This is a genomic window from Microcoleus sp. B5-D4 (genome assembly GCF_036705145.1).
GTDB lineage: Bacteria > Cyanobacteriota > Cyanobacteriia > Cyanobacteriales > Microcoleaceae > Microcoleus.
Genome location: NZ_JAUBTV010000018.1, coordinates 80,621 through 103,247, shown reverse-complemented (window position 1 = coordinate 103,247; position 22,627 = coordinate 80,621). Strand labels below are relative to the sequence as shown.

The following is a 22,627-nucleotide window of genomic DNA, read 5'->3' as shown; positions in this document are numbered from 1 at the left end:
CAGCCCCCATACCACGTATTCGCGGGCGATGGTTAAAATTGTCAGTTACAATTTTCTGCCTTTGAGCAAATAAGTCGTCATAGATCCTTTGCCTTTAACATTAATTTTACCGCGCTTTTCCAACAAATACTTATCGCACAGCAACTCATAAGTTGAGTTGCTAACTTGAATTTTACCAGGAAGTCCCTGAGATTCCATGCGGCTTGCTGTATTCACAGCATCTCCCCACAAATCGTAAATAAACTTTTTAGTGCCGATGACACCTGCTACAACAGGCCCAGTATTAATGCCAATGCGGATATTGAGAGGTTGACCGCATTCGTCGCGGAATTTCATAATTTCTTGCTGCATTTCCAGGGCCATTTCGGCAATAGATTCGGCGTGATTTGTACAGGGAAGTGGCAAACCGCCTGCTACCATATAATTGTCGCCGATAGTCTTAATTTTTTCTAAGCCGTATTGTTCGCTTAAGCGATCGAAAGCTGAAAATATTTTGTTAAGCAATTCGACTAATTCTTCAGGAGACGTGCGCGAAGATATTTCGGTAAAGCCCACAATATCAGCAAACAAAACCGTAACCTCGGCAAATCCGTCCGCAATATTTATCTGACCTTGTTTGAGGCGATCGGCAATCATTACCGGTAATATATTTAGTAATAAACGTTCCGACTTTTCTTGTTCGGCGCGCAATACTTCTTCAGCTTGTTTCCGCTGTGCGATTTCCTTGTATACTCGGTGAAACATTTGATTGAATGCGACCATAAGTTCTCCCAACTCGTCATCCCGCTTGACAGACAGAGAGTAGAAATCAGGTTGTTTTCGATCTTTGCTCAAAGCGTCTCCAGCAGCGATCAAGTCATCGCGCAATCTCAAGATAGGTGCAATTACTGTCACCCCTAAAAAGAACATAGTCACAGAAGTGACAAAGGCTGATATAATGATGACTAGAACAGCAACCCGTGCGATAAATGCGTATAGTTCGGGCTGAACCGTGGAAGCATCGTGGCGAACAATTAAGATATAATCGCCTCCCAAATGTCTCTCCGTCCAAGCAATATCGTACCTCTTGTCATCGAAATTGTGATTGTGAACTATACGAGATTTTTTTAGTTGCTCGAAACGGATTTCTGGCGGTTCGCCAAGTGTATATATTAGCTCACCGTTAGCTTGGTAAATAGACAGTCCTAACACTACTTGAGAATCCTTAATAATGTTTTTTACTTCTTCTTGCAAGAAAGTGCGATCGGAAATATCTTGTTGCAGCAAAAACTCTAAGGAATCAACAGTCGCCCGAGATACCTGTTCCAGTTGGCTTAAAAGTTCATTTTCTCGCCGAAAATAAGAGGGAACTAAAATAATTCCCTCTATGACAAGAATGCTAGCAAATACCCACAAAGCTATTTGCCTAGACAAGCGAGATTGGAAAAATTTCAAGAATGATAAAATCCGCGCTGACATAAAATTTAGTATTCTGCAAATGGCTAATTTAGGATATAGGAAAAGAAACCGGGTTTCTCGTCATAAATTTTGGGTTGGTCAACGAAGCAACCGTCCCGAAACCGGGTTTTTCGCATCCCCTGTGTAATTCCTGTAATTGTCAGCACTCAGCAACCAGCAGCCATTAACTGTTACTTTTTGGCTGCTTGCTGCTGACTAATATCATGTCCGATTGATTAACCATAATATCGCGGTCGGGGCGGCTTTTTCAGATTGTCAATTATTGGCAGCTATTGTTGGCTCACGGCCCCCTACGAAAATCGCGGTCGATCGACCGGACATGATATAATGACTGATGACTCTCGACTAACTAGCAGACCCCTTAATAATATAATAAACAAATTAAACCGAAACTGCGCTGACTAGCCTGCCTGCAAGCAGATAAGTATTCATATCGCCCTTGCCTTTGATGTGGATAATTCCTCTGTCTTCAAACAGATACTTATTTCTCAAGATATCGTAAGTTGATTGTGTGACTTGAATCGCGCCGGCAATCCCGTGGGATTCCATGCGGGATGCTGTATTGACGGCATCGCCCCAGAGATCGTAAATGAATTTTTTAGTGCCAATAACCCCCGCAATTGCAGGCCCGGTATTGATACCGATGCGAATGTTAATTCCTGCATGATGTTTGGCATTAAATTTTGCTAATTCCTCCTGCATATCTAAAGCCATTTCCGCAATGCTTTCGGCGTGGTTGGTGCTGGGATTGGGCAAACCTCCGACTACCATGTAAGCATCTCCAATTGTTTTGATTTTTTCCAACCCATACTTTTCCGTTAAACCATCGAAGGCTGAAAAAATTTCGTTGAGAAACTTGAGCAATTCTTCGGGAGATATTTGTGCTGAAAGCACGGTAAAGCCTACGATATCTGCAAACAAAATAGTGACTTCTGCGAAGCCGTCAGCAATACTGCTTTGACCGTTTTTTAGCTTAGCAGCAATGGATTCGGGTAAAATATTGAGCAGCAGGCGATCGCACTTTTCCTGTTCTTTTACCAATTCTACATTAGTTTCTTGCAATTGTGCCGTCCGTTCCCTGACCCGCTGTTCTAATTGTTTAGCATTTTGGCGCAACCTGCTGATAGATAAAGTTAATCCTGTCACCCCTAAAGCTGAAAGTCCTACTAACAGTAAAAACAGGTTTTTAAGTTCACTTTGAGTAGTTTGAGTGATGGTATCGAGAGGTTGAGTAATTTCTAATATCCCCCGCACATCTCCTACTTTCCAATCACTTTTAGGACTGTCGCGGTGAGTATTGTGACAGTTAAGGCAGGTAGAACTTAGAATATCTGCCTCGGCATATCGAAAGGCTGGCTTGCCGCGAAAATTATCAACTCGGAAAAACTTTTGTGTCGGATTTTGCGTCAAATACGTAATAGCTTGCCGTTCAAAATCGTCTCGGACTCCGCCTTCTTCTCGCCGCCAGGGAAACGGGTAGTCGCTGTAGAGACGAAGCGATACTTCGGGATTTTTGTTGGTGATATTTTTTCCGAGTTCTATTAAGAAAGTGGCCGGTACCGGAATTGTTACTTTTGTCGGGTTGTAGTCGTGGGTAAAGTTAATTGCTTTAGCGGCGTTGAGAGGATTGATAACATCGGAACTGTAAAGGGTGCGGGCTTCTTTAACTGCTTGGGCATAGAGGGTGGCATTTTGGAGGGCTTGCGATTCGATTAGGGTGGAGGAAAGACGAGACATATTTGCCATTGCTACTCCTACACCTACACAAAATAAAATTGTCACCGCAAGCAGAATTCGCTTGTAAATTAATTGGCTGATGGCAGCCCGAATTTTAGAAATCAACTGGCGCATGGTATCCTCAAGTGTGAGGTTTAATCTTGATGGGAATTTATGCACTACTAACATAACACTGCTTTTTCAGACTGTTTTGCTGGCGTCCGGGGTAAAGCAAGACTCTCTGGGTGTAACCGAGGATTTATTATTGTTTACCGCGAGGGTTTCGCTTATCCGTAAGAATACGCATAACTTTATAGTGGTTTTCTGTTGAGTGAAGTACAGATGATCGGGTAAGGACACGGCGCCGTGCCCTCTCCCTACTTCATGCAATTTTTGCTTTATATCGGTTAGGATAGCAATTGTAGTCTATGGTTGGCGATCGTGAATTCTGACTCTACTGCCTCACCTGCGCGCCACGAAATTTTTCCGGGAGAAGTTTTCGTCAATACTGCCAATTTTGATACCGGCATTCGGCGACTTTTACCTAAATATGACGAAATGTTGGATGTATTAGCAGGCTGCATTGCTAACGCAAACCACCGCATTTTAGAACTCGGCAGCGGTACGGGGGAACTCACTTTAAAAGTTCTCCAACGCTACCCGTCTGCGGAAATAGTGGCTGTCGATTACTCGCCACGAATGCTTGATTTTGCCCGCGCCAAAATAGAGTCGGCAGGATACGCAACCCGGTGGACTGGCATAGAAATGGATTTTGGAGAATGGGCAAACAATCCAAATTTATCAGGCTTGGGCGATAAATTCAATGCTTGCATTTCATCTCTGGCAATTCACCATCTTGAAGATGAGATGAAGTTGAAATTGTTTCAACGCATTCGCGAAAGTTTAAATGCTGGTGGCTGTTTTTGGAATGCCGATCCTCTATTAGCAGAATCAGCAGCAATGAAAGATATTTATCAAGCGGCGCGAGAAGATTGGGCGCGAAATCAGGGGGAAACTTTAGCACAAATTCGTGCAAATGTGGGGACGAGTGTCTCTTACGGATATTCTAATCCCGATCGCCTAGCTACACTTTCGGCACAGTTGGAAATGCTGGTCTCATCTGGATTTGACACTGTGGCAGTGCCTTGGAAATACTACGGGATGGCGGTTTTTGGGGGATTTGTTAATTAAAAAAAACATTCTTGGAGGCAGAAGTTCTATATGTAGGGTGCGCGAATAAGCACCTTACTACTTAAAGAAAGATTGCAGTTAGTATTTTATGTTACTAAGTTGTGATTGAGAAAATATATAATATGAATTCCGGTTGCATTGGAATGATTAAACCGCAGAGTACGCAGAGAACGCAGAGGAAGAGAACAGAGAGATGAATAATTCCGATGAAGGGCGGATTTGATATAATACTGCTAGCATAAAGGAAAAAAAATGACTGCAACTGCGATTCAAAGTATTGACTGGGATGCTTTTTCTTCGGAACTATCGGGAATTGAAATAATTAGCGATCGCGCGCAAGTTGTCAAGCTATCTCAAGACTATTATCACTTCAGTCCAGTTTTGCAACCTCTCTTAAGTGATAAAACAGGAGATTTAGTAGTTCGTCCCGCCAGCGAAGCCGAAGTTTTGCGGATTGCTGCAGCCTGCGTCAAATCCAAAATTCCGCTAACAGTCAGAGGTGCAGGAACGGGCAATTACGGGCAGTGCATTCCCCTCAAGGGCGGCGTCATTTTAGATACCACCAAAATGCACAGTATCCGCTGGATAAAACCGGGTTTAGCTTGCGTAGAACCGGGGGTAAAAATGTCGGTTTTCGACAAACAAGCGCGAGAAACTGGTTGGGAATTGCGGATGGTTCCCTCAACCTATCGCACCGCAACGATTGGCGGATTTATTGGTGGCGGTAGCGGGGGAATTGGTTCGATAACTTATGGGCAATTGCGCGATCGGGGAAATCTTCATGCCGTTCGAGTTGTTACAATGGAAGACGAGCCCCGCGTCATCGAATTGCGCGGCGATGAAGTGCAAAAAGTCAATCACGCTTACGGCACAAATGGGATTATTACTGAGTTAGAAATTCCCCTCGCCCCTGCTTATGCTTGGGCGGAAATCATCGTCGCTTTTGACGATTTTATGACATCGGCAAACTTCGGTCAAGCTTTGGGCGATGCTGACGGAATTATCAAAAAACTAATTTGTGTTTGTGCTTGGCCGATTCCTGCTTATTTTGCTGCTTTCCGCGAGGCAATTCCTGAAGGTAAGCACTGCGCTTTGTTAATGGTAGCTGAATCTTGTCTGGAACCGCTGCAAGATTTGGTGCGGGAATATGGCGGCACAATTTGCTATCAAAAAAACGCGCAAGCAGCGAGCAAAGGTGCAGCAATTGCTGAATTTACTTGGAATCATACAACTCTACACGCTCGCAGCGCTGATCCGTCTCTGACTTATTTGCAGACGCTTTTTCCCGCAGATAAAGGTTTGAAATTGATTGAGGAACTGTATAATTTTTATGGGGATGAGGTGATGATGCACTTGGAGTTTTTGCGGATGAATGGCAGGGCGATCGCCGCGGCTTTGCAAATAGTTCGCTACACTACGGAATCACGGCTCAATGAAATTATTCGCTATCACGAAGAGCAAGGCGCACTGATTGCTAATCCTCACACTTATATATTGGAAGATGGAGGGATGAAAAGTATTAATGTGGAACAGTTGCAGTTTAAAGAGTTGGTCGATCCTTACGGTTTGCTGAATCCGGGTAAAATGCGGGCGTGGTTGGAACGGGATTAAGGGCGATGGTTTTTAGATAAGATTCGGATCTTGAAATCGCTGCTATACAAACGAAGTCCGGATGGTGCGCGGACTAATAAATAAAAGACCTCTTGCACAAATAACTAGGACGGGCAAGATGCCCATCCCACAAGAGTTATTTTTTCTTGTGGGATGGGCATCTTGCCCGTCCAATAAATTTATGAAAAGGACTTTTGCAAGAGGTCTAAAGATTAAAACTCGGCGGTTGAAACCGCTGCTAGACTAACGAAGTCCGCCTTCGCGAACTAAGGAAGCAATTTAAGGGACGGGGGCGGTAATTTCTGCTGGTGCGATCGCCCCTTCAGAAGGTACAGCTTGCTTTTCCAGTAGTAGGCGCTGTTTGTTGCGAAATTCTGTGGCCGCATCGTTCAAATTTTGGCGCTGTTCGGTAGTAAATTCTTCCATGCTGCGGCCGCCTCCCAAATTGGATCTGTGAATTAAATCAAATATTCCGCTGCCGCTGCTACGGCCAGAAAATGGGTCGGTATTGTCTTGAGTTTGAAAGTCTTGCAGCGGTTGGGCATTAGTTAAACCGCTGGCTTGAGCGAAGCTTGCTTGAGGGGAGAACAGAGCACAGGATGCGATCGCGCTTGCAGCAATCCCAATGATCAATTTCCCCGATTTAAAAGTTTTGGTGTTCATAATTTATTAGTGGAACTTTCAAAAAAACAATTCTATCTAAACAATATTCTGACTTGCGACTGAATATTATATTACTTCGCTGGGGCTAAGGACACCGCACCGTGCCCACTGGTGTCAACAATCGCCTGAAAGCCTTGATAAATCTCGTTTTTACCTGAGTCCAGATCCCCCTAAATCCCCCTTAAGAAGGGGAGTAGGGGTTGACTTTGACCGCTTCTTGTCCCCCCCTTTTTAAGGGGGGTTAGGGGGGATCTGGGCCTAATCGCCAAACAGCAGTCTCTGAGTAGGTTTGAAGTTAAGTTGACACGATCCAGGGCATTGCCGTGTCCTAGAATTGACGGTGCAGGTTAAACGATCGCCCTAAGCAAACCTGCGTCGCAGCAGGGGTTGAATGCTCAGCAGCGCCACCAAATCAAACGCCAGCAGCACTAACAGCGCTCCTCCAAAGGTGACTGTACCCCAAGGAGCGTGCATCACGACACTGGCTAGCGACCAATCGCTGTGCAGGTACAGGTAGCGGATGGGTTCGATCGCGTAACTCAGAGGATTGAGAGTCACCACAACTTGCAGCCACTCTGGCATAAATGACAGCGGCGCGAGGGCTGTGCTGGCAAATAACAGCGGCAGGTTAGTAACAAAAATTACCGCAATTAATTCTACGTGGCCGGGGAGAGCGAAGGCTAAACCCAGACTCAAGCCGGTGACGCCCAAAACTAATAGTAGGACAATTAGGGCGATCGCCCCCAGTCCGGCAAGTCCGGGGAATCCGGCGCCCAAAAACGCCCCCGCTGTAACGATTGTGCCGGTTTGGATAAAGCTGAGGGTGACGATAAAAATAGCCGAAGCGAGGACGATGGAAAATCTCGAAGCCAACGGCGCGACTAATAAGCGGTTGAGAAATCCGAACTCGCGATCGAACATAATCGGCAAACCAGCATTCAGCGCCCCGGCAAAGGCTGTAAAAACGATAACGCCAGCGCCGAGAAATTGTCCGTAATTTTGGCTTTCGCCGAACAAGCCGGCGGGTGCATTTTCAAACAGAGCTCCGAACAAAACCAACCACATCAGCGGCTGAATAATGCCTGCAACTAGCGTCGAGGGGCGGCGCTGCAATTGAATAAACAGGCGCTTGGTTAAGGCGAGTGTTTCTTGGATAAAGTCGGCCAGCAGGGAACTGGAAGTGTCAGCGGATGCCGTGGAGAGTGGCCGCTGCTGGTTGAGGTTGTTGGGGGATGTAACAGTACCGCTCATAATTACTTGTTGTTGATTTTGATTAAATCTGAGATATTGCACCAGTTGCAATCATCCCTTTAGGGCGGGCTAGAAGCCCACCCCACAAGAAGAAAATTGACTCTTTGTGGAACAGGCATCTTGCCTGTTCTTGAGAATGCTGCTCTTGGGTGAGTTAAATCTAACTCTCTTTACAGTAGCAAGTCTGGAGGTATTGGTGGTGTTGGGCGGGCGATCGTCACAAGCCTGCAGATTAGGTTGTATAGTCATGATGATAAATTCTACATAGCTGGGAATCTTCGATCGAGACATGGCAGAAACACCGATCGCTCTATATCGGCAAGGCAACGCTAATTCACCTAGAATGGATAATGTCCGACCGAACAAAGATGTTGCTACTTATGAAGAAAATGGTCGCATCTGGGTAGATCCTACTTTAGGAGGTGGGATTTCGACATTTGCTACTCAAAGAAGCGACAAAAACTGGTGGAAGTTAGATGCGGAGAGTGAAATTCCTGCCGCGCTTGATTTAGTTAATGACCACAACGATCATTGGTTGTGGAAACCGAGTCATATTATGCCGATAGAGGAGTACAAGGAGTCTCTTCGACTGATAAGTGCATCTTTCTACAAAGTGAGTTAACGATTTTCAGCTTTAGCAGCTTTGACACAGAGTGGGTTAGCATTGTGGCAAGTGAGTGTAAAGATTAAAAATGGAGTTCAGATGATTCTATCTTTTAAGGATGTACAATTTATTATCGAAGCTCTTGAGTTTCGGATCGAGGCATACCGAGAACGTTTGAAGGATGAAGAATTGGATGAGGATGAAGCCTCAGATATCGGCAACGATCGCTATTTTTTAGAAGCGCTACGCGAAGATTTGATGAAAGCTATTAAGGATGGTAGTCTACCTAAAATAGCAGAATCTTCAGACGGTTTGTATCAAGAGGTAAGAACTTAATGAGGGTGCTTCCCTTCGGGATAGCTCCGCTTCACGCACTTTTTTGCGATAAAGGGATGGGAAGCGCGATCACACTTGCTCTGACAGTGTTATGCTAGATAGCAGAACCATCAGAAATTGGCGAGGAAAAAATCTTGTCAACTATCACCGATATTGGCACTTTAATTAGCCGTCAGCCTGACATACATGGTGGCTGTCCAATTATTGCCGGAACTGGTGTTACAGTCCGGCGCATTGCTATTTGGTACAAGCAAGGTTTGAGTGCAGAAGAAATTGCCGATCGCATCGGGCATTTAACTCTCACTCAAGTCTATGCAGCTTTGACTTATTATCATGCTAACCGAGAGGAAATTGATGCTGACCTTGCAGCGGAGGAAGCAGAAGGATCTCGAATAGAAGCATTGAATTATCAGCGTAAGATTCAAAAGCAGCAGACGGATATAGCTTTAGAAATACCAACAGTAGCCAACTATCCCAGTCGCAGAGAATTTATGCAATTGCCGTTAGAAGAGAGGCGAAACATTCTAGCAAAACAAGCTGAGGTAATGTTGCAGCATTACCAGGAAGATAGAGAATGGCAAGAATTAGAAGCAGGAGATTTAATTGACTACTAACTCTCCTTCTCCTAAACGGGGTGATATTTGGTTGGCTAATTTTGACCCAACAGTGGGAGCAGAAATCCAAAAAATCCGTCCGGCTGTAGTGGTAAGTTCTGATAGTGTTGGTAAATTACCACTGAAATTGGCTGCACCTATCACAGATTGGAAAAAATATTATGCTGGCAATATCTGGCACGTTAAGATTGAGCCAGATATTGCTAATGGTTTAACGAAAGTTTCGGCAGTGGATCTGTTGCAATTACGGGGTATGGATGTACAAAGATTCATTCGTAAAATAGGAGAACTTTCGACTACTGATATGGAGGAAATTGCTAGGGCGATCGCGGCTGTAGTAGAGTATCAGTAGTTATTTATCAAGAGCGATCGCTCTTGGGTTAAGTAAGGGCGATCGCAGACTTACAACTTAGCATTCCCAGGTTACGCAGTCAGAAGGCAGTTATGGTTTAGCAGCTTTAACATCTTCAACCATTTTAATCGCCTCTTTGATTGCAATTTGACCGCTTTCTACGGCCCTAATTAAATCCTGAGCGTCTTTCGGGCTAATTAAATTGAGCCTGACGGGTTCTTTCAAGGAAACAATAAATTTAGTTTTATCGCTGTCTTCCAGCTTGGAGGCTCTTTCTTTGGCTTCAACATCTCTTAGCTGTTCTTTTAAGTTTTTAAGCATTTCTTCTTGTTTTCCCTCATTATAATTGCCCTCAAATATTCGTTTTACCCCTACAAGAGCAGCAGCACCTAAAGCTGCACCGCCAACAACTAATCCTACGGGAGGTGCAACGACCCACAACCCCAATAGAAGTGGTACACCACCGAAAGCTGCCACTGCCGCACCAGCACCGACAGCCCCCACTACACCAATGCCAATATCTGCTAAAATCCCTAATTTATCGTGTGGGTTTTTTTCCAGTTGCTCTATTGACTTCAGAATTTGCTCTTTGGTTGGCGTTTTATTTGCCGACATATTAAACCTCAATCTTTTTGCTAATTTGGGCAGTTAAGCAGTGATGACGTTGCGGAAAATTGTATTGAAAACGTCTATCAGTAATTGAAAAAAATCTTTGGCAATCTCAATAATGTTTTGAGCAATTCCAATAATTCCATCAGACACCTCTTTGCCTCGATCGAGTCGGTGGCCTGCTATTGCACCAATTGGGATACCCAGCGCTGTTGCCAAAGGTTCTAATAACGGGCCGACAAATGGTATCGAACTTGCCAAAATTCTTACAGCGACACCAACAGCAACCCCTATAACTAAATTGGGATGCGCTTTGACAAATTCTATGATTTTAATCAGGAGAATTTTACCGATGAATAAAACTTTGTTAGCAGCTTTTTTCGTGTATGTGGCAAGTTCATGCAGCCGCATCGAGACTTCATGCGGCAAGCCGATATCATTTAACCACACATACAAGTCGCTGCTACTCATTGCATCAGCATCGACTTGCCAGAGAGCCATTTTTAAATTAGCTTGCGGTAGGGATAATGCACTAGACATGGTTTTTTATCCTATTGTAAATTACAAAATTTTTACAAACATTTCACGAGTCTCAAAGCCCCTAAACATCAATCACTGATGCGGCAACAGTTTGAGCAACTTCTTTGACCGCTGAAGTAACGGATGTAGCCACAGTTTGAGCAACTTTTTTAACCGTTAGGGATGCACGGTGATATCTGGCATAGTTGCGCCCGTCAGATTTACATTGTTAAAATCTTTTAGGTTGCCTAAGATTGTTTTAACGCCCCTGATTAAATTTTAATTTAATTTTTATGTAGTGTAAAGTAGGATAATGTCACAATTTGCCAGGAGTTAATAAAATTAGCTAGCCGTTAAAAGTCATATTTTGTCCTTCTTAGCCATAAAACGTCAGAAAAAGTCTGATACAATAGATAAAACCTCCTACACCTACCCAATAAATGGATGTTCAAGAACTCTTAAGGTTTGCCGATGGCTTGGTGTTCGCTAAGACCGGCAAACGATTGGACGATCTGCAACAGGCAGTAGTACGGGGAACGTGGCAAGGTAAAAGATACTCCGAAATTTCTAAAGAGGTTCATTGTACTGAACGCCATGTCAGAAATATTGCCTCAAAGTTATGGCAAACTCTTTCAGAAATATTAGATGAAGATGTAATGAAATCAAATTTGCGCTCCACGATGGAGAGGTATCAAGTTTCTCACAATTCTAATTTCCTCAATTATAATTTTTTAGAACAGGGTAACATCAACTTCTGCACAGAAACGCCACACCCTCCAACAACTCCCCAAAACTCACCCCCAACACAAACCTCAACTGAAGACGACACCCAAGAGAAACTGCGACTCGATTTAAGAGATGCACCGGAGATCAAAACCTTCTACAACTACCCCAACTCACCTCTCACCGCCCTCGAAAACTCGATCGCCCGCCAAAACTGCCGCCTCCTCACCATCACAGGCATGGCAGGCACCGGCAAAAGTGCGATCGCCCGTAACCTCATCCCCCAAATTCAAACTCAATTCGATCGCATCATCTGGCGCAGTCTCCGCACCTCCCCACCCCTCGAAACCACCCTCAAAACCCTCATTCAATTTCTCTCAAATCAACACCCCCCCAACCCCCCCTTACCAAGGGGGGGCGAAGAGAGGGTTGTCCCCACAAACACCGATGTTCAGTTATCAATCCTAATCGAATATTTGCGAGACAATCGCTGTCTAATCATCCTCGATGACGTGCAGCAAATTCTCAGCAGCGGGCAACTTGCAGGACATTATAAACCCGGATATGAAAATTACGGAACCTTATTTAAACTCATCGGCGAAATTACCCACAATAGCTGCTTAATCCTCAATAGTTGGGAACCTCCCTCAGACATCATCACATTCACCGACGATAATTCAGCAGTACGTTTATTGCAGTTAACTGGTTTAGGTGAAGTCGCCACAGAAATTCTGAGAGAAAAAGGTTTATTAGATGAAGAATACTGGCCAGAATTGATTGAACTTTATCAAGGCAATCCCCTATGGTTAAAATTAGTCGCTCAAACTATTAACAACTTATTTAGCGGTAGAGTATCTCAATATTTGAGTTATCAACCAGTATTTTTAAGCGATGAATTGACACCGATATTGCAGCAGCAATATCAGCGGTTGTCGGAAATAGAAAAACAGGCGATCGCTCTAATCAGCAATGAAACTGAACCGCTCTCGCTTACTCAATTGATGGCGAAATGTCAAGGATCGCAAGGCGAATTATTCACAGCAATTCAATCTTTAACAAGACGGGGAATGCTAGAAAAATTGAGCTATGAAGCTGAAACCGTTTTCAACATTCAACATATCTTGAAAAAATATGTTAAAATGGTTAGCTAATAGTTTTAAAGATGTAGCTAAATGAGAGCCAACCATGACTATAGCACCAATCCAAACGAAGCAACTGCTTACTTTTGAGCAATTTATCAAGCAACTTCCAGATGAAGGCCGTTATGAACTGGTAAATGGAGAAATTGTGCAAATATTACCAATAAGACTGCATGAGGATGTTGCCGATTTTCTTATCAAACAGTTTGATAGAGAGGTCGATCGCATCCCCCTCAATTATAGGGTATCTGGTCGATTTATGCTGAGGACTTTAACCTCAAATGGTAAAGAACAAGGCCGACATCCTGATGTTACAGTAGTAGACAAAACTGTTTGGAAATCGAAGCCTTTCGCCTATACAGCACTAACTGAACCCCCACAATTAGTGGTAGAAGTTGTCTCAACAAATTGGGAAGATGATTATATCGACAAGCTGGATGAATATCAGCGGCTAGGAATTTCTGAATATTGGATTGTCGATTATTTAGCTTTGGGTAGCAGAAACTATTTGGGCAACCCGAAAGAACCGACTGTTTTTGTTTACCTGCTCGATGAAAATCGGGTTTATCAAATGACTGCTTACCGAGGAACTGAGCGAATTATATCTCGAACTTTTCCCGAATTAGCATTGACAGCAGAACAAATCTTGGATGTATAGCAGTTGACAGTTGCTGTAGGGTGCGTCGCTATCAAAAACCCTCAAAAAGAGCGACCATCTCACAGCGACGCACCTTACAAACCGGGTTCAGTAAACAAGATTGTTTTTGGGCTAACAAGCGCGATCGCACAACGCCCAGATCGGGTTGAATGCCTAACAAACGCTGACGAACGGAATCTGCTAATTGCTCGCGATAATTGAGATAAGCTTCTACTGCTTCTTGGTGTCGGAGATAATAGCCGATCGCACTATAGACATCGGACAATGACAGAGTTGAATAACGCTGCACAATAGATTCCGGCGACGCACCATCCTGAAAAGCTCGAATCACTAATTCCAGCAAAACTCTTGAGTTTCCCACCCGAATAGCACCTGTTGCATCTTCTCGAAAAGGAGGCGCTTCAACTTCCAAAACAAGATTCATCTATTAATATCCCCCCAAATTACGATCGTATTTTAGATTCTATAGGACTTACCCACGGGTGGTCAGAAACCGGGTTTTTTTACGAAAATACACAGGTTGCAGCCCGCAGATTCGGTAAAAAACCCGGTTTCTTTAGTCGCGCGGAGTTATCCCAAAGAGCATCCCCCCAACTTTCCTCAATTAATCCGTGTATCCGTGTCAAAATCCGTTGCCGAACTTCCCTCTTCCCTCAAACTACGATCGCATCGCCTGTTTTTGCTCAGCCTTCAAATCGCGGTTGCTAGCAGCAGCCAACTCCGCATCCAACAGCGTCTTACCAGTCGCCGCCAAATACACATCATCCAAACTCGGCCGAGATTGAGCAATCCCAAAAGTAGGAAGTCCCGCATCTTTTAAAGCTTGCTGAATAGTCACCAGCGCATCGCTTTGCGGTGTTACTACTAAATTGAGAGAATTTCCTTGAGCCGCGTTGACAATTACTTCCTGCACAAAAGGCAAAGATTGCATCAGAGTTTTAGCTTTTTCGGCTTCTTCCATCGGCGAAAACTCCCGAATCCGCAGAGTCACCCGATCGCCCCCAACCCGATTTTTCAACTCCTCCGGCGTACCCTGTGCAATCACCGTACCCTTGTCAATAATCGCCACGCGATCGGCTAAAGCGTCAACTTCTTCGAGATAATGGCTGGTAATCAAAACCGTCGTACCTTCCTCCCGCAAGCGGCGCAGGAAATCCCACACAACCACCCGGCTTTCAATATCGAGCCCGACAGTCGGTTCGTCTAACACCAAAACATCCGGCTGGTGAAGCAACCCAGCAGCTAAGTCAAGGCGTTTGCGGATACCGCCGGAATAAGTGCCCGTCTTTTTATTTTCCCACTCCTCCAAACCGAGGAGTTTCACCATTTCGTCAATCCGCCCTTTAATCGTAGGGCGCGGCAAATGGTAAAGCGCTGCTTGCAGTTGCAGGAGTTCCCGCCCCGTCAGCACCTTATCAAGAGCCACTTCTTGGGCGACGTAGCCTAGTCTTTGTCTGGCAATTCTCGGCTGGCTGACAGCAGAAATGCCAGACACTTCAATGCGCCCGCTATCGGGCGCACTCAAAGTACAAAGTACCCGCAGGGTTGTGGTTTTGCCTGCACCGTTGGGGCCTAGCAAACCAAATATTTCCCCCGGTTCTACCTTGAAGGAAACATCTTTAACGGCTTCTACAGTGCCGTAGCGTTTCTGAAGATTTTCAATTAAAACGGCGGGAGCCATATATTTTGGGGATGAACTGGTTGTTAATATTTTGACACTTCTGAGCTCAAATTGCCGGAATGCTCGATCGACCCATGCGACTCGGTGTGCTTGTAACGATCGCACACTCCTCCTCAACCGGAAACAGCTTATAGTTTTGATTTTTAATACCCGTTTATAAAATATCAACTTTTTAACGGCTCTCAACCCTGATATTCATCAGTTTTCCCACTCTCCCATCTCCCATCTCACCTCCAAAAAATTATGAGTTTTGAGTTAATTATAACTTTTCAGTTAACAACTCAAAACTCACAATTGTTCAACAAGTAGAGATGCACCCGAAACCTGTTATTTTATAATTATCTCTACCTATAGGCTGATGTGTAGCGAGATTTTGATAATTAACACACTGGTCAAACACATCACACTTTCGAGCCAACTATTAAACACAAAAAACTTCCCGAATTGGCAAGTTCTCCTTGTAACGAGTTCCCAAAAAATGTAACTGTAGGCCCGTGGTCTCAACCCCGATAGTTATCAGTCATCACCAATTCTTTAATCGCAAATCGAAAATCGAAAATCGAAAATGGTATTAACTCCTTTACAGAGAGTGGCTGCCAGGTCTTTAATCGACAATTTTTACCCAACCGCGGCGAACGTTGTACAGCAGTCGGTTGATGATGGCATACTCATCTTCATTCAGTGTTCTTTCTAAGAGTGCAGATCTGAGCTGTCTCCGGTCGTGGCGAGTCACGACGCTGGAGAACATGACCTGACCAAATAACTCTTCGAGTGTCATTTGGGATACTGACATGATAAACCTCCTAGTTGATTGAGACAGATAAAATTTTAACAGGCTTGTTGTATTTGTATTATGCACTCTGGGAGCGACTTCAAAGGCGATCGAAAACATTGACACCGTGTGATTTTTTGGTTAAAAATCTGTGACCGAGACTTTGATGCCCAGTGACTTGGATCTCTTAAATTGGTGATGCTTGTCACTAAAGTCAGAGGGGAAAAGTCAGAAGTCAGAGGGAAAAAGGCCCTTGCAGCACGATCGCCCTCAAAAACTCTCCATCTCGTCCTCATGGCTTCTCAACCTCATTTTCCCCTATGCCAATTTTCCAGCTAATTGAGGCATCGGTCAATAGTCGCCACAACCGACTCTCCCAACTCTTTCAGCGCGTAACCCCCCTCCAAACCAAAGGCGATGCGGCGGGTGAGTTGCAGGCAGTATCCGGTGAAAGTACCGAAATCTGACGGCATCAGAGTCATGCTCGCCAGCGGATCGGACGCAGTAGCGTCATAACCGGCGCTGACAATCAACAAATCCGGTTCAAATTTGGACAAAAAAGGCACGACAAGAGATTCAAAGGCGCTCAGGTATTCAGCTATGCCACTGCCGGGATAGAGGGGAATGTTCAGCACGTTGTCGTAGGCACCGCGCTCCTCGGCATCTCCTGTTCCCGGATAGCACGGAGATTGGTGCAGGGAACAGTAGGCAATTTGCCGGCAGCTTTCCACCAAAGATTGAGTGCCGTTGCCGTGGTGCACGTCCCAGTCGAGGACAGCGACGCGGTTGATTCCCGGCTGTTCCAGGGCGTAGTGAGCGGCGATCGCAGCATTGGAAAACAAGCAAAAACCCATCGCGCGGGCGTTTTCGGCGTGGTGTCCCGGCGGCCTGGCCAGCACAAAAGCCGGTTCCCCCGCAGCCACCACTCGATCGACCCCATCGAGCCAAGCACTCGCCGCTAGCAGCGCTACGTCGTAACTTTCAGCAGAAATCGGCGTATCACCGTCGAGGTAGCCGCCTCCCCGATGAGCCAAATGTTCGATTTCTTTGATGTATCTTTGCGAGTGAACTTTTTTGATAGCCGAGAACAGTTGTTGTTCGCGCTGCGCCACTGGGGTGGGCAGTTGCCATTCAATTTGATCCGCCCAAGGAGCAGCTTTCAGAGCATTGACGATCGCCGTTAAACGTTCTGGTCGCTCTGGGTGAAGCATTCCAGTCTTGTGCAGCAAGAAATCTTCGGAGTAGATGACGGGTAGCATCGGCTGATTTTAGATTTTAGATTTTAGATTTTAGATTTTTAGTTGGCTTTAAGAAGGCCTTCGGTTTTGTGAAATTAAAATTTCGATCGAGTAACCATTTTAATTTCTTATATAGCCGTCAAAAAAACTCACGAAAGCATGAAAAGCGACCGCCTAAAAAAAACTTTCTAGCTTTTGCCAACTGCTGACAAAATCACCAACTGACAAATTATCAATTGTGCTTGTTTCGTCCCTTAAATTTTCTGGCAACTTTCCCATAAATTCCAAGGCAAATTGTGATATAATTTCAGGAGTAATTTGCAATATTTGGCAGCTCTACTGAATCCAAACCGATTTTATCGCATTTTTGAGATTTATAGCCGTCAAATTTAAATTTTTAACGGAGTTTTTCAACCTATGAGCACCTCTGAGTCGCGGATAATCCCGACGGATCTGGGTAATGAGATGTCCCGATCGTACTTGGAATACGCCATGAGCGTAATAGTCGGTCGGGCGCTACCAGATGCCAGGGACGGTCTCAAGCCCGTTCACCGACGCATTCTCTACGCCATGAACGAATTGGGCTTGACTCCCGATCGACCTTTCCGCAAATGCGCCCGCGTCGTGGGGGAGGTGCTGGGCAAGTATCACCCGCACGGAGATACAGCGGTTTACGACGCCTTGGTGCGGATGGCTCAGGATTTCTCCATGCGGGAACGCCTGATCAACGGCCACGGCAACTTCGGCTCCGTTGACAACGACCCGCCCGCTGCCATGCGGTACACCGAATGTCGCCTCACAGCCTTGACTAGCGACTCCATGCTGCGCGACATCGACTCGGAAACAGTTGATTTTGGCGACAACTTCGACGGTTCCCAGCAAGAACCCCTCGTACTCCCCGCACGCATCCCCCAAATTTTGCTCAACGGTTCCTCCGGGATTGCTGTAGGGATGGCCACCAACATTCCGCCGCACAATTTAGGCGAAATAATTGACGGTTTAGTAGCACTAATTCACAATCCAGCAATTACTGACCTGGAATTGATGCAGTACATCCCCGGCCCGGACTTTCCCACCGGAGGGCAAATTCTGGGTAGAGGCGGCATTCGCGATGCTTACACCACCGGGCGGGGTTCGATTACAATGCGCGGAGTCGCCGGCATTGAAACCATTGAACATCCCGGCCGCCCCGACAAAGAAGCAATTATTATCACCGAATTGCCTTACCAAACAAACAAAGCAGGGCTAATTGAGAAAATTGCTGAACTTGTCAACGACAAAAGATTAGATGGAATTTCCGACATTCGCGACGAAAGCGATAGAGACGGAATGCGGATCGTGATCGAACTCAAGCGCGACGCCTATCCCCGCGTCGTCCTCAACAACCTCTACAAACAAACACCCCTCCAAGCCAACTTTGGAGCCAATATGTTAGCGCTAGTAAATGGGGAACCCCAACTACTTACGCTCTCCCAATTCCTCAATGTCTTCCTAGACTTCCGCATTGAGACAATTACTCGCCGGACTCAATACGAGCTCCGCAAAGCAGAAGAACGCGACCACCTTCTGCAAGGCTTATTAATTGCCCTAGACAACTTAGATGCAATTATTCACCTAATTCGCGCCGCAGCCGACTCCGCAGCAGCGAAACAAGAATTGATGGATAATTACGGTCTTTCCGAACAGCAATCCGACGCAATTCTGCAAATGCAGCTCCGGCGTTTGACAGCATTGGAAGCGCAAAAAATTCAGCAAGAACACGAAGAATTGCGAACAAAAATCGAAGATTTGGAAGATATCTTAGCGCGGCGGGAACGCATCTTAGAAATCGCCGAATTTGAAGCAGTCGAAATCCAAACAAAAATCGCCACTCCTAGGCGCAGTGTCATCGAACACGCCGAAGGAGAAATCGATGAAAGAGATTTAATTGCCAACGAACAAGCAATTATTCTGATCACAGAGCAAGGCTACATCAAGCGGATGCCGGTCAGCACTTTCGAGGCCCAAAGTCGCGCTACTCGCGGCAAAGCAGGCGCGAAAATGAAAGAAGACGATGGAGTAGAACATTTCCTTTCCTGCTGCGATCATGACAGCGTTTTGTTCTTCAGCGACAGGGGCGTAGTTTACTCTGTCAAAGCTTATCAAATCCCCGTCTGTTCCCGGACGGCCCGTGGCACTCCCGTGGTGCAACTGCTGCCGATTCCTATAGAAGAAAAAATCACTTCTATGGTGTCAGTCACAGAATTCACCAGCGAAGAATACTTGGTAATGTTGACTCGCGGCGGCTACATCAAGAAAACCGCACTTTCCGCTTTTGGCAACATCCGCACTAATGGATTAATCGCGATTTCTCTAGAAGAAGGCGACCAACTGCGCTGGGTACGGAGAGCAAAAGTTGGCGACAGCATCATCATCGGTACGCGCCAAGGCATGGCAATTCATTTCCGCACCAATCACGAACAGTTGCGCCCAGTCGGCCGCGCGACGCGGGGTGTAAAATCAATGAAATTGCGATCGGGCGATGAGTTGATTAGCATGGACATTTTGCCCAGTTCAATTGTTGCCGAAATTGCTGAATTGGAAACGGAAGAGTCGGAACTTGAGGGAGCTAATATTGCTCAATTAGAAACTGGCGAATCGGAATTTGAAGGAGCAGAAATTGCTGAATTGGAAACGGAAGATGCAGAATTGGAAGATGAAGAATTAGAATTGCAAGCTGAGGAAATTGAAGGCGAAGAGGTCGAAGAAATTTCGGCAGTTAGCAGCGAAGTTCCTTCAGTGTTGGTAATTACCACCAACGGCTATGGCAAGCGGGTTCCAGTTTCTCAATTCCGCCTACAAAGACGGGCTGGCAAGGGATTGACGGCTACTAAATTCAAATCTAAAAAGGGTAAGGATCAGGTAGCTGCGCTGCGAATTGTCAACGAAGATGACGAATTGATGATTATTACCAACCGAGGTATTATTATCCGTCAGGCTGTAAGTGCAATTTCCACCCAATCGCGCACTGCAACGGGTGTGCGGGTGCAGCGGTTAGATGAGGATGATTCGATCGTAGCTGTGGCTTTAGTGCCCGCAGCGGGTGAAGAATCGGCGGAAGAATCGGAATCTGAGGAAGTGGCAGAATAGTCCTAGGTTAATAGTTTGTAAGGTGCGCCCTGCGTACCTTACTGCTGAATGGTAAAAATGCGATCGCCCCTACTCAGAAGTTTTCCCTCAAAAGTCAAAGATTTTTTCCGGTGAGGTAATGATGAGTCAACTCCAAACCAAACTACTAAACGATACCTGGGTTACAGCGACTTGGGATGAATATATAGAAATTATTAAACAGCCGGAGTACGATCGAGCAAAATGCTACTACTACAACGGACAGTTGAGGATTGAAATGGCAGCAGTCGGGCCAGATCGTGCTGATGACAACGGAATTATCGTCATCTTAATCAATTTATTTGGCATTGCTAAAGGTATAAAAATGAGACTGCTGGTCAACTGTAGCTACGCCAAAACAGGTGTCAGAGGCGCTCAACCTGATGCTTCTTACTACATCGGAGACCGGGTGCAAACGGCACCTCGCGGCAGTTCGGTAGTGAATTTGGATAGCCTAGTTTCCCCAGATTTAGCGATTGAAATTGCCGACAGTTCTCTCGTTGACGATTTGGGGACAAAAAGAATGATTTATGAAGAATTAGGAGTGTCTGAATATTGGGTAGTAGACGTACAAAAAGCGCAAGTTATTGCTTTCACAATAATTGCTAACCGGGGAAGCGAACGTCTGACGGAATCTCAAGTTTTGCCGGGGCTAAAAGTTGCTTTATTAGAGGAAGGTTTGCGCCGCAGTCGCCAGAAGGACAATACAGAAGTAGGCAACTGGTTTTTAGAAGAAGTTCGCGAGAATCGTCAATAGTGCGATCGACTGCATTCTTTTGTTAAACTGAAGGCTAAAAACCCGGTTGCGCTTGTGACCAGGAAAATTGGAGGCAGAGCCTCCTGATATGCGTCCCCAGGCAGAGCCTGGGTACGAGTAAGAAACCGGGTTTCTGCGCGTGTCCAGGACACGGAAAAGCCATGTCCGGCGCTTGAATCGTTGACAATCGAGCCGATAATTGCTATAGCATAATAGAATCAAAAAGTTAATAGCAAAAGTCGGTAAAAATGCCTTATTTAACAGCCGCAAACGACATCACAGCACTCATCGCTAAATTTGCCCAAACTAAAATCCTGTGGGTTGATACAGAAATAGCAGACTATAAATCCAACCCCAGATTATCTCTGATTCAGGTGTTAGCTGACTCCACAGATTCCACGGGAGATGGTACTTTTCTACTAGATGTCTTGGATCAACCAGAATTGGCCAAAGATTTCATCAACCAAATCATGGTAAATCCCGATATTGAAAAAGTCTTGCACAACGCCAGCTATGACATCCGATTTCTAGGCAATGACGACGCTCAAAATGTCACTTGCACATTCAAAATGGCGAGAAAGATTCCAGATTACATTCTGCCATTACCTAACCGACAACTCAAAACTTTAATAGAAACACTTTGTGGCATTGCTTATGTAGATAAAACAGAACAAAGCGGCGATTGGGCAAAGCGTCCCCTCACCCAGAAGCAGCTAGAATATGCCAAGATGGACGCCGTTTATTTAGCTGGAGTGCATCGCCGCCTGCTAGAAATCCTTGCCCAATGTTACCCCGAACCCGCAACGGAAAACTTGACAGCATTGGGGGAAAAATATCAGGAAATAGAATCTCAGTGGAAGCCGCTAGATTCAGAAATCGCTGAAGTTAAAGAACGATTTAAAGCGGGGATGCTGGCGCAAAATCTCAAAGATAGTTCTTATTTTCAGCTTTCCAGTTCGATAACGATGAAAGTTGATTTTATGACGCTAGCAAGACTGACGCAAACTCAGGGAATTGAGTTAAATTTTCCGGTGACGCTGACGAAAGAAATTCAAAAACAGTTAGGCCAACTCATCGCAGATCCATCTTTGGCAGTTGAGGATATTGCTAGTTGGCGGTTGAATTCTAATGTACAGCAGCGCCGGAAATCTACTAAGAAAATTGTGCCGGAACCGGAGAGTGAGGATTTAACAGTATTGGGGGAAAGGTACAAAGAAATTTTGCCTGAATGGAAGTTGCTGGATTCAGAAGTTGAGCATCTGAAAGAGCGCATTAAAAAAGCAATGTTGGTGCAAAATCAGGAAAATACCCCCCATTTTAAGTTATCCAGTTCCTCGATTTTGAAGGTAGATTTTGCTAGCTTGGCAAAACTTGCCCTATCTGTGGGAGTTGAGTTAGATTTTATGGTGACGCTGACTCAATACATCCAAAAGCGGTTAGGGGAAGCGATTAACAAAATTGATGTGCAAATTGAGTATATTACCAGTTGGCGGATGACGGCTAAGACTGTGGAAGATGAAGATGAGGAAATTCCGTTTTAAGTAGAGGGCGGGTACGGGGATACCGCCCTTACAGTATAAACGAATCG

At 45.3% G+C, this 22,627-nt stretch carries 22 protein-coding genes; 11 read left to right on the top strand and 11 right to left on the bottom strand.

Annotated features, from left to right (window positions below; translation table 11 throughout):
• Positions 1–45: 45 nt before the first annotated feature.
• Entirely contained in the window at positions 46–1,458 is a 1,413-nt protein-coding gene (locus QUB10_RS11685) for an adenylate/guanylate cyclase domain-containing protein (RefSeq protein ID WP_333202221.1), read from the bottom strand.
• A gap of 381 nt (positions 1,459–1,839) precedes the next feature.
• A complete protein-coding gene (locus QUB10_RS11680) occupies positions 1,840–3,309 on the bottom strand; it encodes an adenylate/guanylate cyclase domain-containing protein (protein ID WP_333202240.1) in 1,470 nt (489 codons plus the stop codon).
• A gap of 306 nt (positions 3,310–3,615) precedes the next feature.
• Between QUB10_RS11680 and QUB10_RS11675 the strand changes: the two genes are divergently transcribed.
• Both QUB10_RS11675 and QUB10_RS11670 read left to right on the top strand, forming a co-directional pair.
• A complete protein-coding gene (locus tag QUB10_RS11675; RefSeq protein WP_333202219.1) occupies positions 3,616–4,365 on the top strand; it encodes a class I SAM-dependent methyltransferase in 750 nt (249 codons plus the stop codon).
• A 252-nt stretch (positions 4,366–4,617) separates the two neighbouring features.
• On the top strand, positions 4,618–5,976 hold the full coding sequence (locus QUB10_RS11670; protein ID WP_333202217.1) for an FAD-binding oxidoreductase: 1,359 nt from the start codon (positions 4,618–4,620) through the stop codon (positions 5,974–5,976).
• A 279-nt stretch (positions 5,977–6,255) separates the two neighbouring features.
• On the opposite strand, the gene QUB10_RS11665 is transcribed toward QUB10_RS11670, so the two are convergent.
• The 3 genes from QUB10_RS11665 to QUB10_RS11655 all read right to left on the bottom strand — a co-directional run bounded on the left by QUB10_RS11665 (position 6,256) and on the right by QUB10_RS11655 (position 8,217).
• Positions 6,256–6,639, bottom strand: a complete 384-nt coding sequence (locus tag QUB10_RS11665; protein ID WP_333202215.1) for a hypothetical protein — start codon at positions 6,637–6,639, stop codon at positions 6,256–6,258.
• A gap of 360 nt (positions 6,640–6,999) precedes the next feature.
• Complete coding sequence (locus tag QUB10_RS11660; protein WP_333202213.1) at positions 7,000–7,890, bottom strand: ABC transporter permease; 891 nt, start codon at positions 7,888–7,890, stop codon at positions 7,000–7,002.
• A 69-nt stretch (positions 7,891–7,959) separates the two neighbouring features.
• Positions 7,960–8,217: a hypothetical protein gene (locus tag QUB10_RS11655; RefSeq protein ID WP_333202211.1), complete on the bottom strand. Its 258-nt coding sequence runs from the start codon at positions 8,215–8,217 to the stop codon at positions 7,960–7,962.
• A 16-nt stretch (positions 8,218–8,233) separates the two neighbouring features.
• Here QUB10_RS11655 and QUB10_RS11650 point away from each other — a divergent pair, with 16 nt between their 5' ends.
• The 4 genes from QUB10_RS11650 (at position 8,234) to QUB10_RS11635 (ending at position 9,796) form a co-directional block, all read left to right on the top strand.
• Positions 8,234–8,512 carry a Tse2 family ADP-ribosyltransferase toxin gene (locus QUB10_RS11650; protein ID WP_333202210.1) on the top strand — a complete coding sequence of 93 codons (279 nt, stop codon included), beginning with the start codon at positions 8,234–8,236 and terminating at the stop codon, positions 8,510–8,512.
• A gap of 81 nt (positions 8,513–8,593) precedes the next feature.
• On the top strand, positions 8,594–8,830 hold the full coding sequence (locus QUB10_RS11645) for a hypothetical protein (RefSeq protein ID WP_333202208.1): 237 nt from the start codon (positions 8,594–8,596) through the stop codon (positions 8,828–8,830).
• Between the two features lie 134 nt (positions 8,831–8,964).
• On the top strand, positions 8,965–9,444 hold the full coding sequence (locus tag QUB10_RS11640; RefSeq protein WP_333202206.1) for a DUF433 domain-containing protein: 480 nt from the start codon (positions 8,965–8,967) through the stop codon (positions 9,442–9,444).
• Positions 9,434–9,796: a type II toxin-antitoxin system PemK/MazF family toxin gene (locus QUB10_RS11635; protein WP_333202204.1), complete on the top strand. Its 363-nt coding sequence runs from the start codon at positions 9,434–9,436 to the stop codon at positions 9,794–9,796. The genes QUB10_RS11640 and QUB10_RS11635 overlap by 11 nt, the downstream gene beginning before the upstream one ends.
• A gap of 90 nt (positions 9,797–9,886) precedes the next feature.
• Here the strand turns inward: QUB10_RS11635 and QUB10_RS11630 are convergent, their stop codons facing one another.
• Positions 9,887–10,411 (bottom strand): hypothetical protein, encoded by a 525-nt coding sequence (locus QUB10_RS11630; RefSeq protein WP_333202202.1) that lies wholly within the window; start codon positions 10,409–10,411, stop codon positions 9,887–9,889.
• A 33-nt stretch (positions 10,412–10,444) separates the two neighbouring features.
• Positions 10,445–10,945: a hypothetical protein gene (locus QUB10_RS11625; protein ID WP_333202200.1), complete on the bottom strand. Its 501-nt coding sequence runs from the start codon at positions 10,943–10,945 to the stop codon at positions 10,445–10,447.
• A 419-nt stretch (positions 10,946–11,364) separates the two neighbouring features.
• Here QUB10_RS11625 and QUB10_RS11620 point away from each other — a divergent pair, with 419 nt between their 5' ends.
• Entirely contained in the window at positions 11,365–12,798 is a 1,434-nt protein-coding gene (locus QUB10_RS11620) for an NB-ARC domain-containing protein (protein WP_333202198.1), read from the top strand.
• Between the two features lie 34 nt (positions 12,799–12,832).
• Positions 12,833–13,444 carry a Uma2 family endonuclease gene (locus QUB10_RS11615; RefSeq protein ID WP_333202196.1) on the top strand — a complete coding sequence of 204 codons (612 nt, stop codon included), beginning with the start codon at positions 12,833–12,835 and terminating at the stop codon, positions 13,442–13,444.
• A gap of 31 nt (positions 13,445–13,475) precedes the next feature.
• On the opposite strand, the gene QUB10_RS11610 is transcribed toward QUB10_RS11615, so the two are convergent.
• The 4 genes from QUB10_RS11610 to QUB10_RS11595 form a co-directional block, all read right to left on the bottom strand.
• A complete protein-coding gene (locus tag QUB10_RS11610; protein ID WP_333202194.1) occupies positions 13,476–13,868 on the bottom strand; it encodes a DUF433 domain-containing protein in 393 nt (130 codons plus the stop codon).
• 234 nt (positions 13,869–14,102) lie between these two features.
• Positions 14,103–15,125, bottom strand: coding sequence for an ABC transporter ATP-binding protein (locus tag QUB10_RS11605; protein ID WP_333202193.1), 1,023 nt, complete (start codon positions 15,123–15,125; stop codon positions 14,103–14,105).
• 604 nt (positions 15,126–15,729) lie between these two features.
• Positions 15,730–15,918: a hypothetical protein gene (locus QUB10_RS11600; RefSeq protein ID WP_015175516.1), complete on the bottom strand. Its 189-nt coding sequence runs from the start codon at positions 15,916–15,918 to the stop codon at positions 15,730–15,732.
• 314 nt (positions 15,919–16,232) lie between these two features.
• A complete protein-coding gene (locus tag QUB10_RS11595; RefSeq protein ID WP_333202191.1) occupies positions 16,233–17,156 on the bottom strand; it encodes a histone deacetylase in 924 nt (307 codons plus the stop codon).
• A gap of 396 nt (positions 17,157–17,552) precedes the next feature.
• On the opposite strand from QUB10_RS11595, the gene gyrA reads away from it, so the two are divergent.
• The 3 genes from gyrA (at position 17,553) to QUB10_RS11580 (ending at position 22,580) form a co-directional block, all read left to right on the top strand.
• Positions 17,553–20,264, top strand: coding sequence for a DNA gyrase subunit A (gene gyrA, locus QUB10_RS11590; RefSeq protein ID WP_333202189.1), 2,712 nt, complete (start codon positions 17,553–17,555; stop codon positions 20,262–20,264).
• Between the two features lie 121 nt (positions 20,265–20,385).
• Complete coding sequence (locus tag QUB10_RS11585) at positions 20,386–21,039, top strand: Uma2 family endonuclease (RefSeq protein ID WP_333202187.1); 654 nt, start codon at positions 20,386–20,388, stop codon at positions 21,037–21,039.
• 248 nt (positions 21,040–21,287) lie between these two features.
• Complete coding sequence (locus tag QUB10_RS11580; RefSeq protein WP_333202185.1) at positions 21,288–22,580, top strand: ribonuclease D; 1,293 nt, start codon at positions 21,288–21,290, stop codon at positions 22,578–22,580.
• Positions 22,581–22,627 lie beyond the last annotated feature (47 nt).

Excerpts from the sequence above, each read along its gene's own strand:
- QUB10_RS11685 (WP_333202221.1), bottom strand. The coding sequence starts at position 1,458 with ATGTCAGCGCGGATTTTATCATTCTTGAAATTTTTCCAATCTCGCTTG.
- QUB10_RS11680 (WP_333202240.1), bottom strand. The coding sequence starts at position 3,309 with ATGCGCCAGTTGATTTCTAAAATTCGGGCTGCCATCAGCCAATTAATT.
- QUB10_RS11670 (WP_333202217.1), top strand. The coding sequence starts at position 4,618 with ATGACTGCAACTGCGATTCAAAGTATTGACTGGGATGCTTTTTCTTCG.
- QUB10_RS11665 (WP_333202215.1), bottom strand. The coding sequence starts at position 6,639 with ATGAACACCAAAACTTTTAAATCGGGGAAATTGATCATTGGGATTGCT.
- QUB10_RS11660 (WP_333202213.1), bottom strand. The coding sequence starts at position 7,890 with ATGAGCGGTACTGTTACATCCCCCAACAACCTCAACCAGCAGCGGCCA.
- QUB10_RS11650 (WP_333202210.1), top strand. The coding sequence starts at position 8,234 with ATGGATAATGTCCGACCGAACAAAGATGTTGCTACTTATGAAGAAAAT.
- QUB10_RS11645 (WP_333202208.1), top strand. The coding sequence starts at position 8,594 with ATGATTCTATCTTTTAAGGATGTACAATTTATTATCGAAGCTCTTGAG.
- QUB10_RS11630 (WP_333202202.1), bottom strand. The coding sequence starts at position 10,411 with ATGTCGGCAAATAAAACGCCAACCAAAGAGCAAATTCTGAAGTCAATA.
- QUB10_RS11625 (WP_333202200.1), bottom strand. The coding sequence starts at position 10,945 with ATGTCTAGTGCATTATCCCTACCGCAAGCTAATTTAAAAATGGCTCTC.
- QUB10_RS11620 (WP_333202198.1), top strand. The coding sequence starts at position 11,365 with ATGGATGTTCAAGAACTCTTAAGGTTTGCCGATGGCTTGGTGTTCGCT.
- QUB10_RS11615 (WP_333202196.1), top strand. The coding sequence starts at position 12,833 with ATGACTATAGCACCAATCCAAACGAAGCAACTGCTTACTTTTGAGCAA.
- QUB10_RS11610 (WP_333202194.1), bottom strand. The coding sequence starts at position 13,868 with ATGAATCTTGTTTTGGAAGTTGAAGCGCCTCCTTTTCGAGAAGATGCA.
- QUB10_RS11605 (WP_333202193.1), bottom strand. The coding sequence starts at position 15,125 with ATGGCTCCCGCCGTTTTAATTGAAAATCTTCAGAAACGCTACGGCACT.
- QUB10_RS11600 (WP_015175516.1), bottom strand. The coding sequence starts at position 15,918 with ATGTCAGTATCCCAAATGACACTCGAAGAGTTATTTGGTCAGGTCATG.
- QUB10_RS11595 (WP_333202191.1), bottom strand. The coding sequence starts at position 17,156 with ATGCTACCCGTCATCTACTCCGAAGATTTCTTGCTGCACAAGACTGGA.
- gyrA (WP_333202189.1), top strand. The coding sequence starts at position 17,553 with ATGAGCACCTCTGAGTCGCGGATAATCCCGACGGATCTGGGTAATGAG.
- QUB10_RS11585 (WP_333202187.1), top strand. The coding sequence starts at position 20,386 with ATGAGTCAACTCCAAACCAAACTACTAAACGATACCTGGGTTACAGCG.
- QUB10_RS11580 (WP_333202185.1), top strand. The coding sequence starts at position 21,288 with ATGCCTTATTTAACAGCCGCAAACGACATCACAGCACTCATCGCTAAA.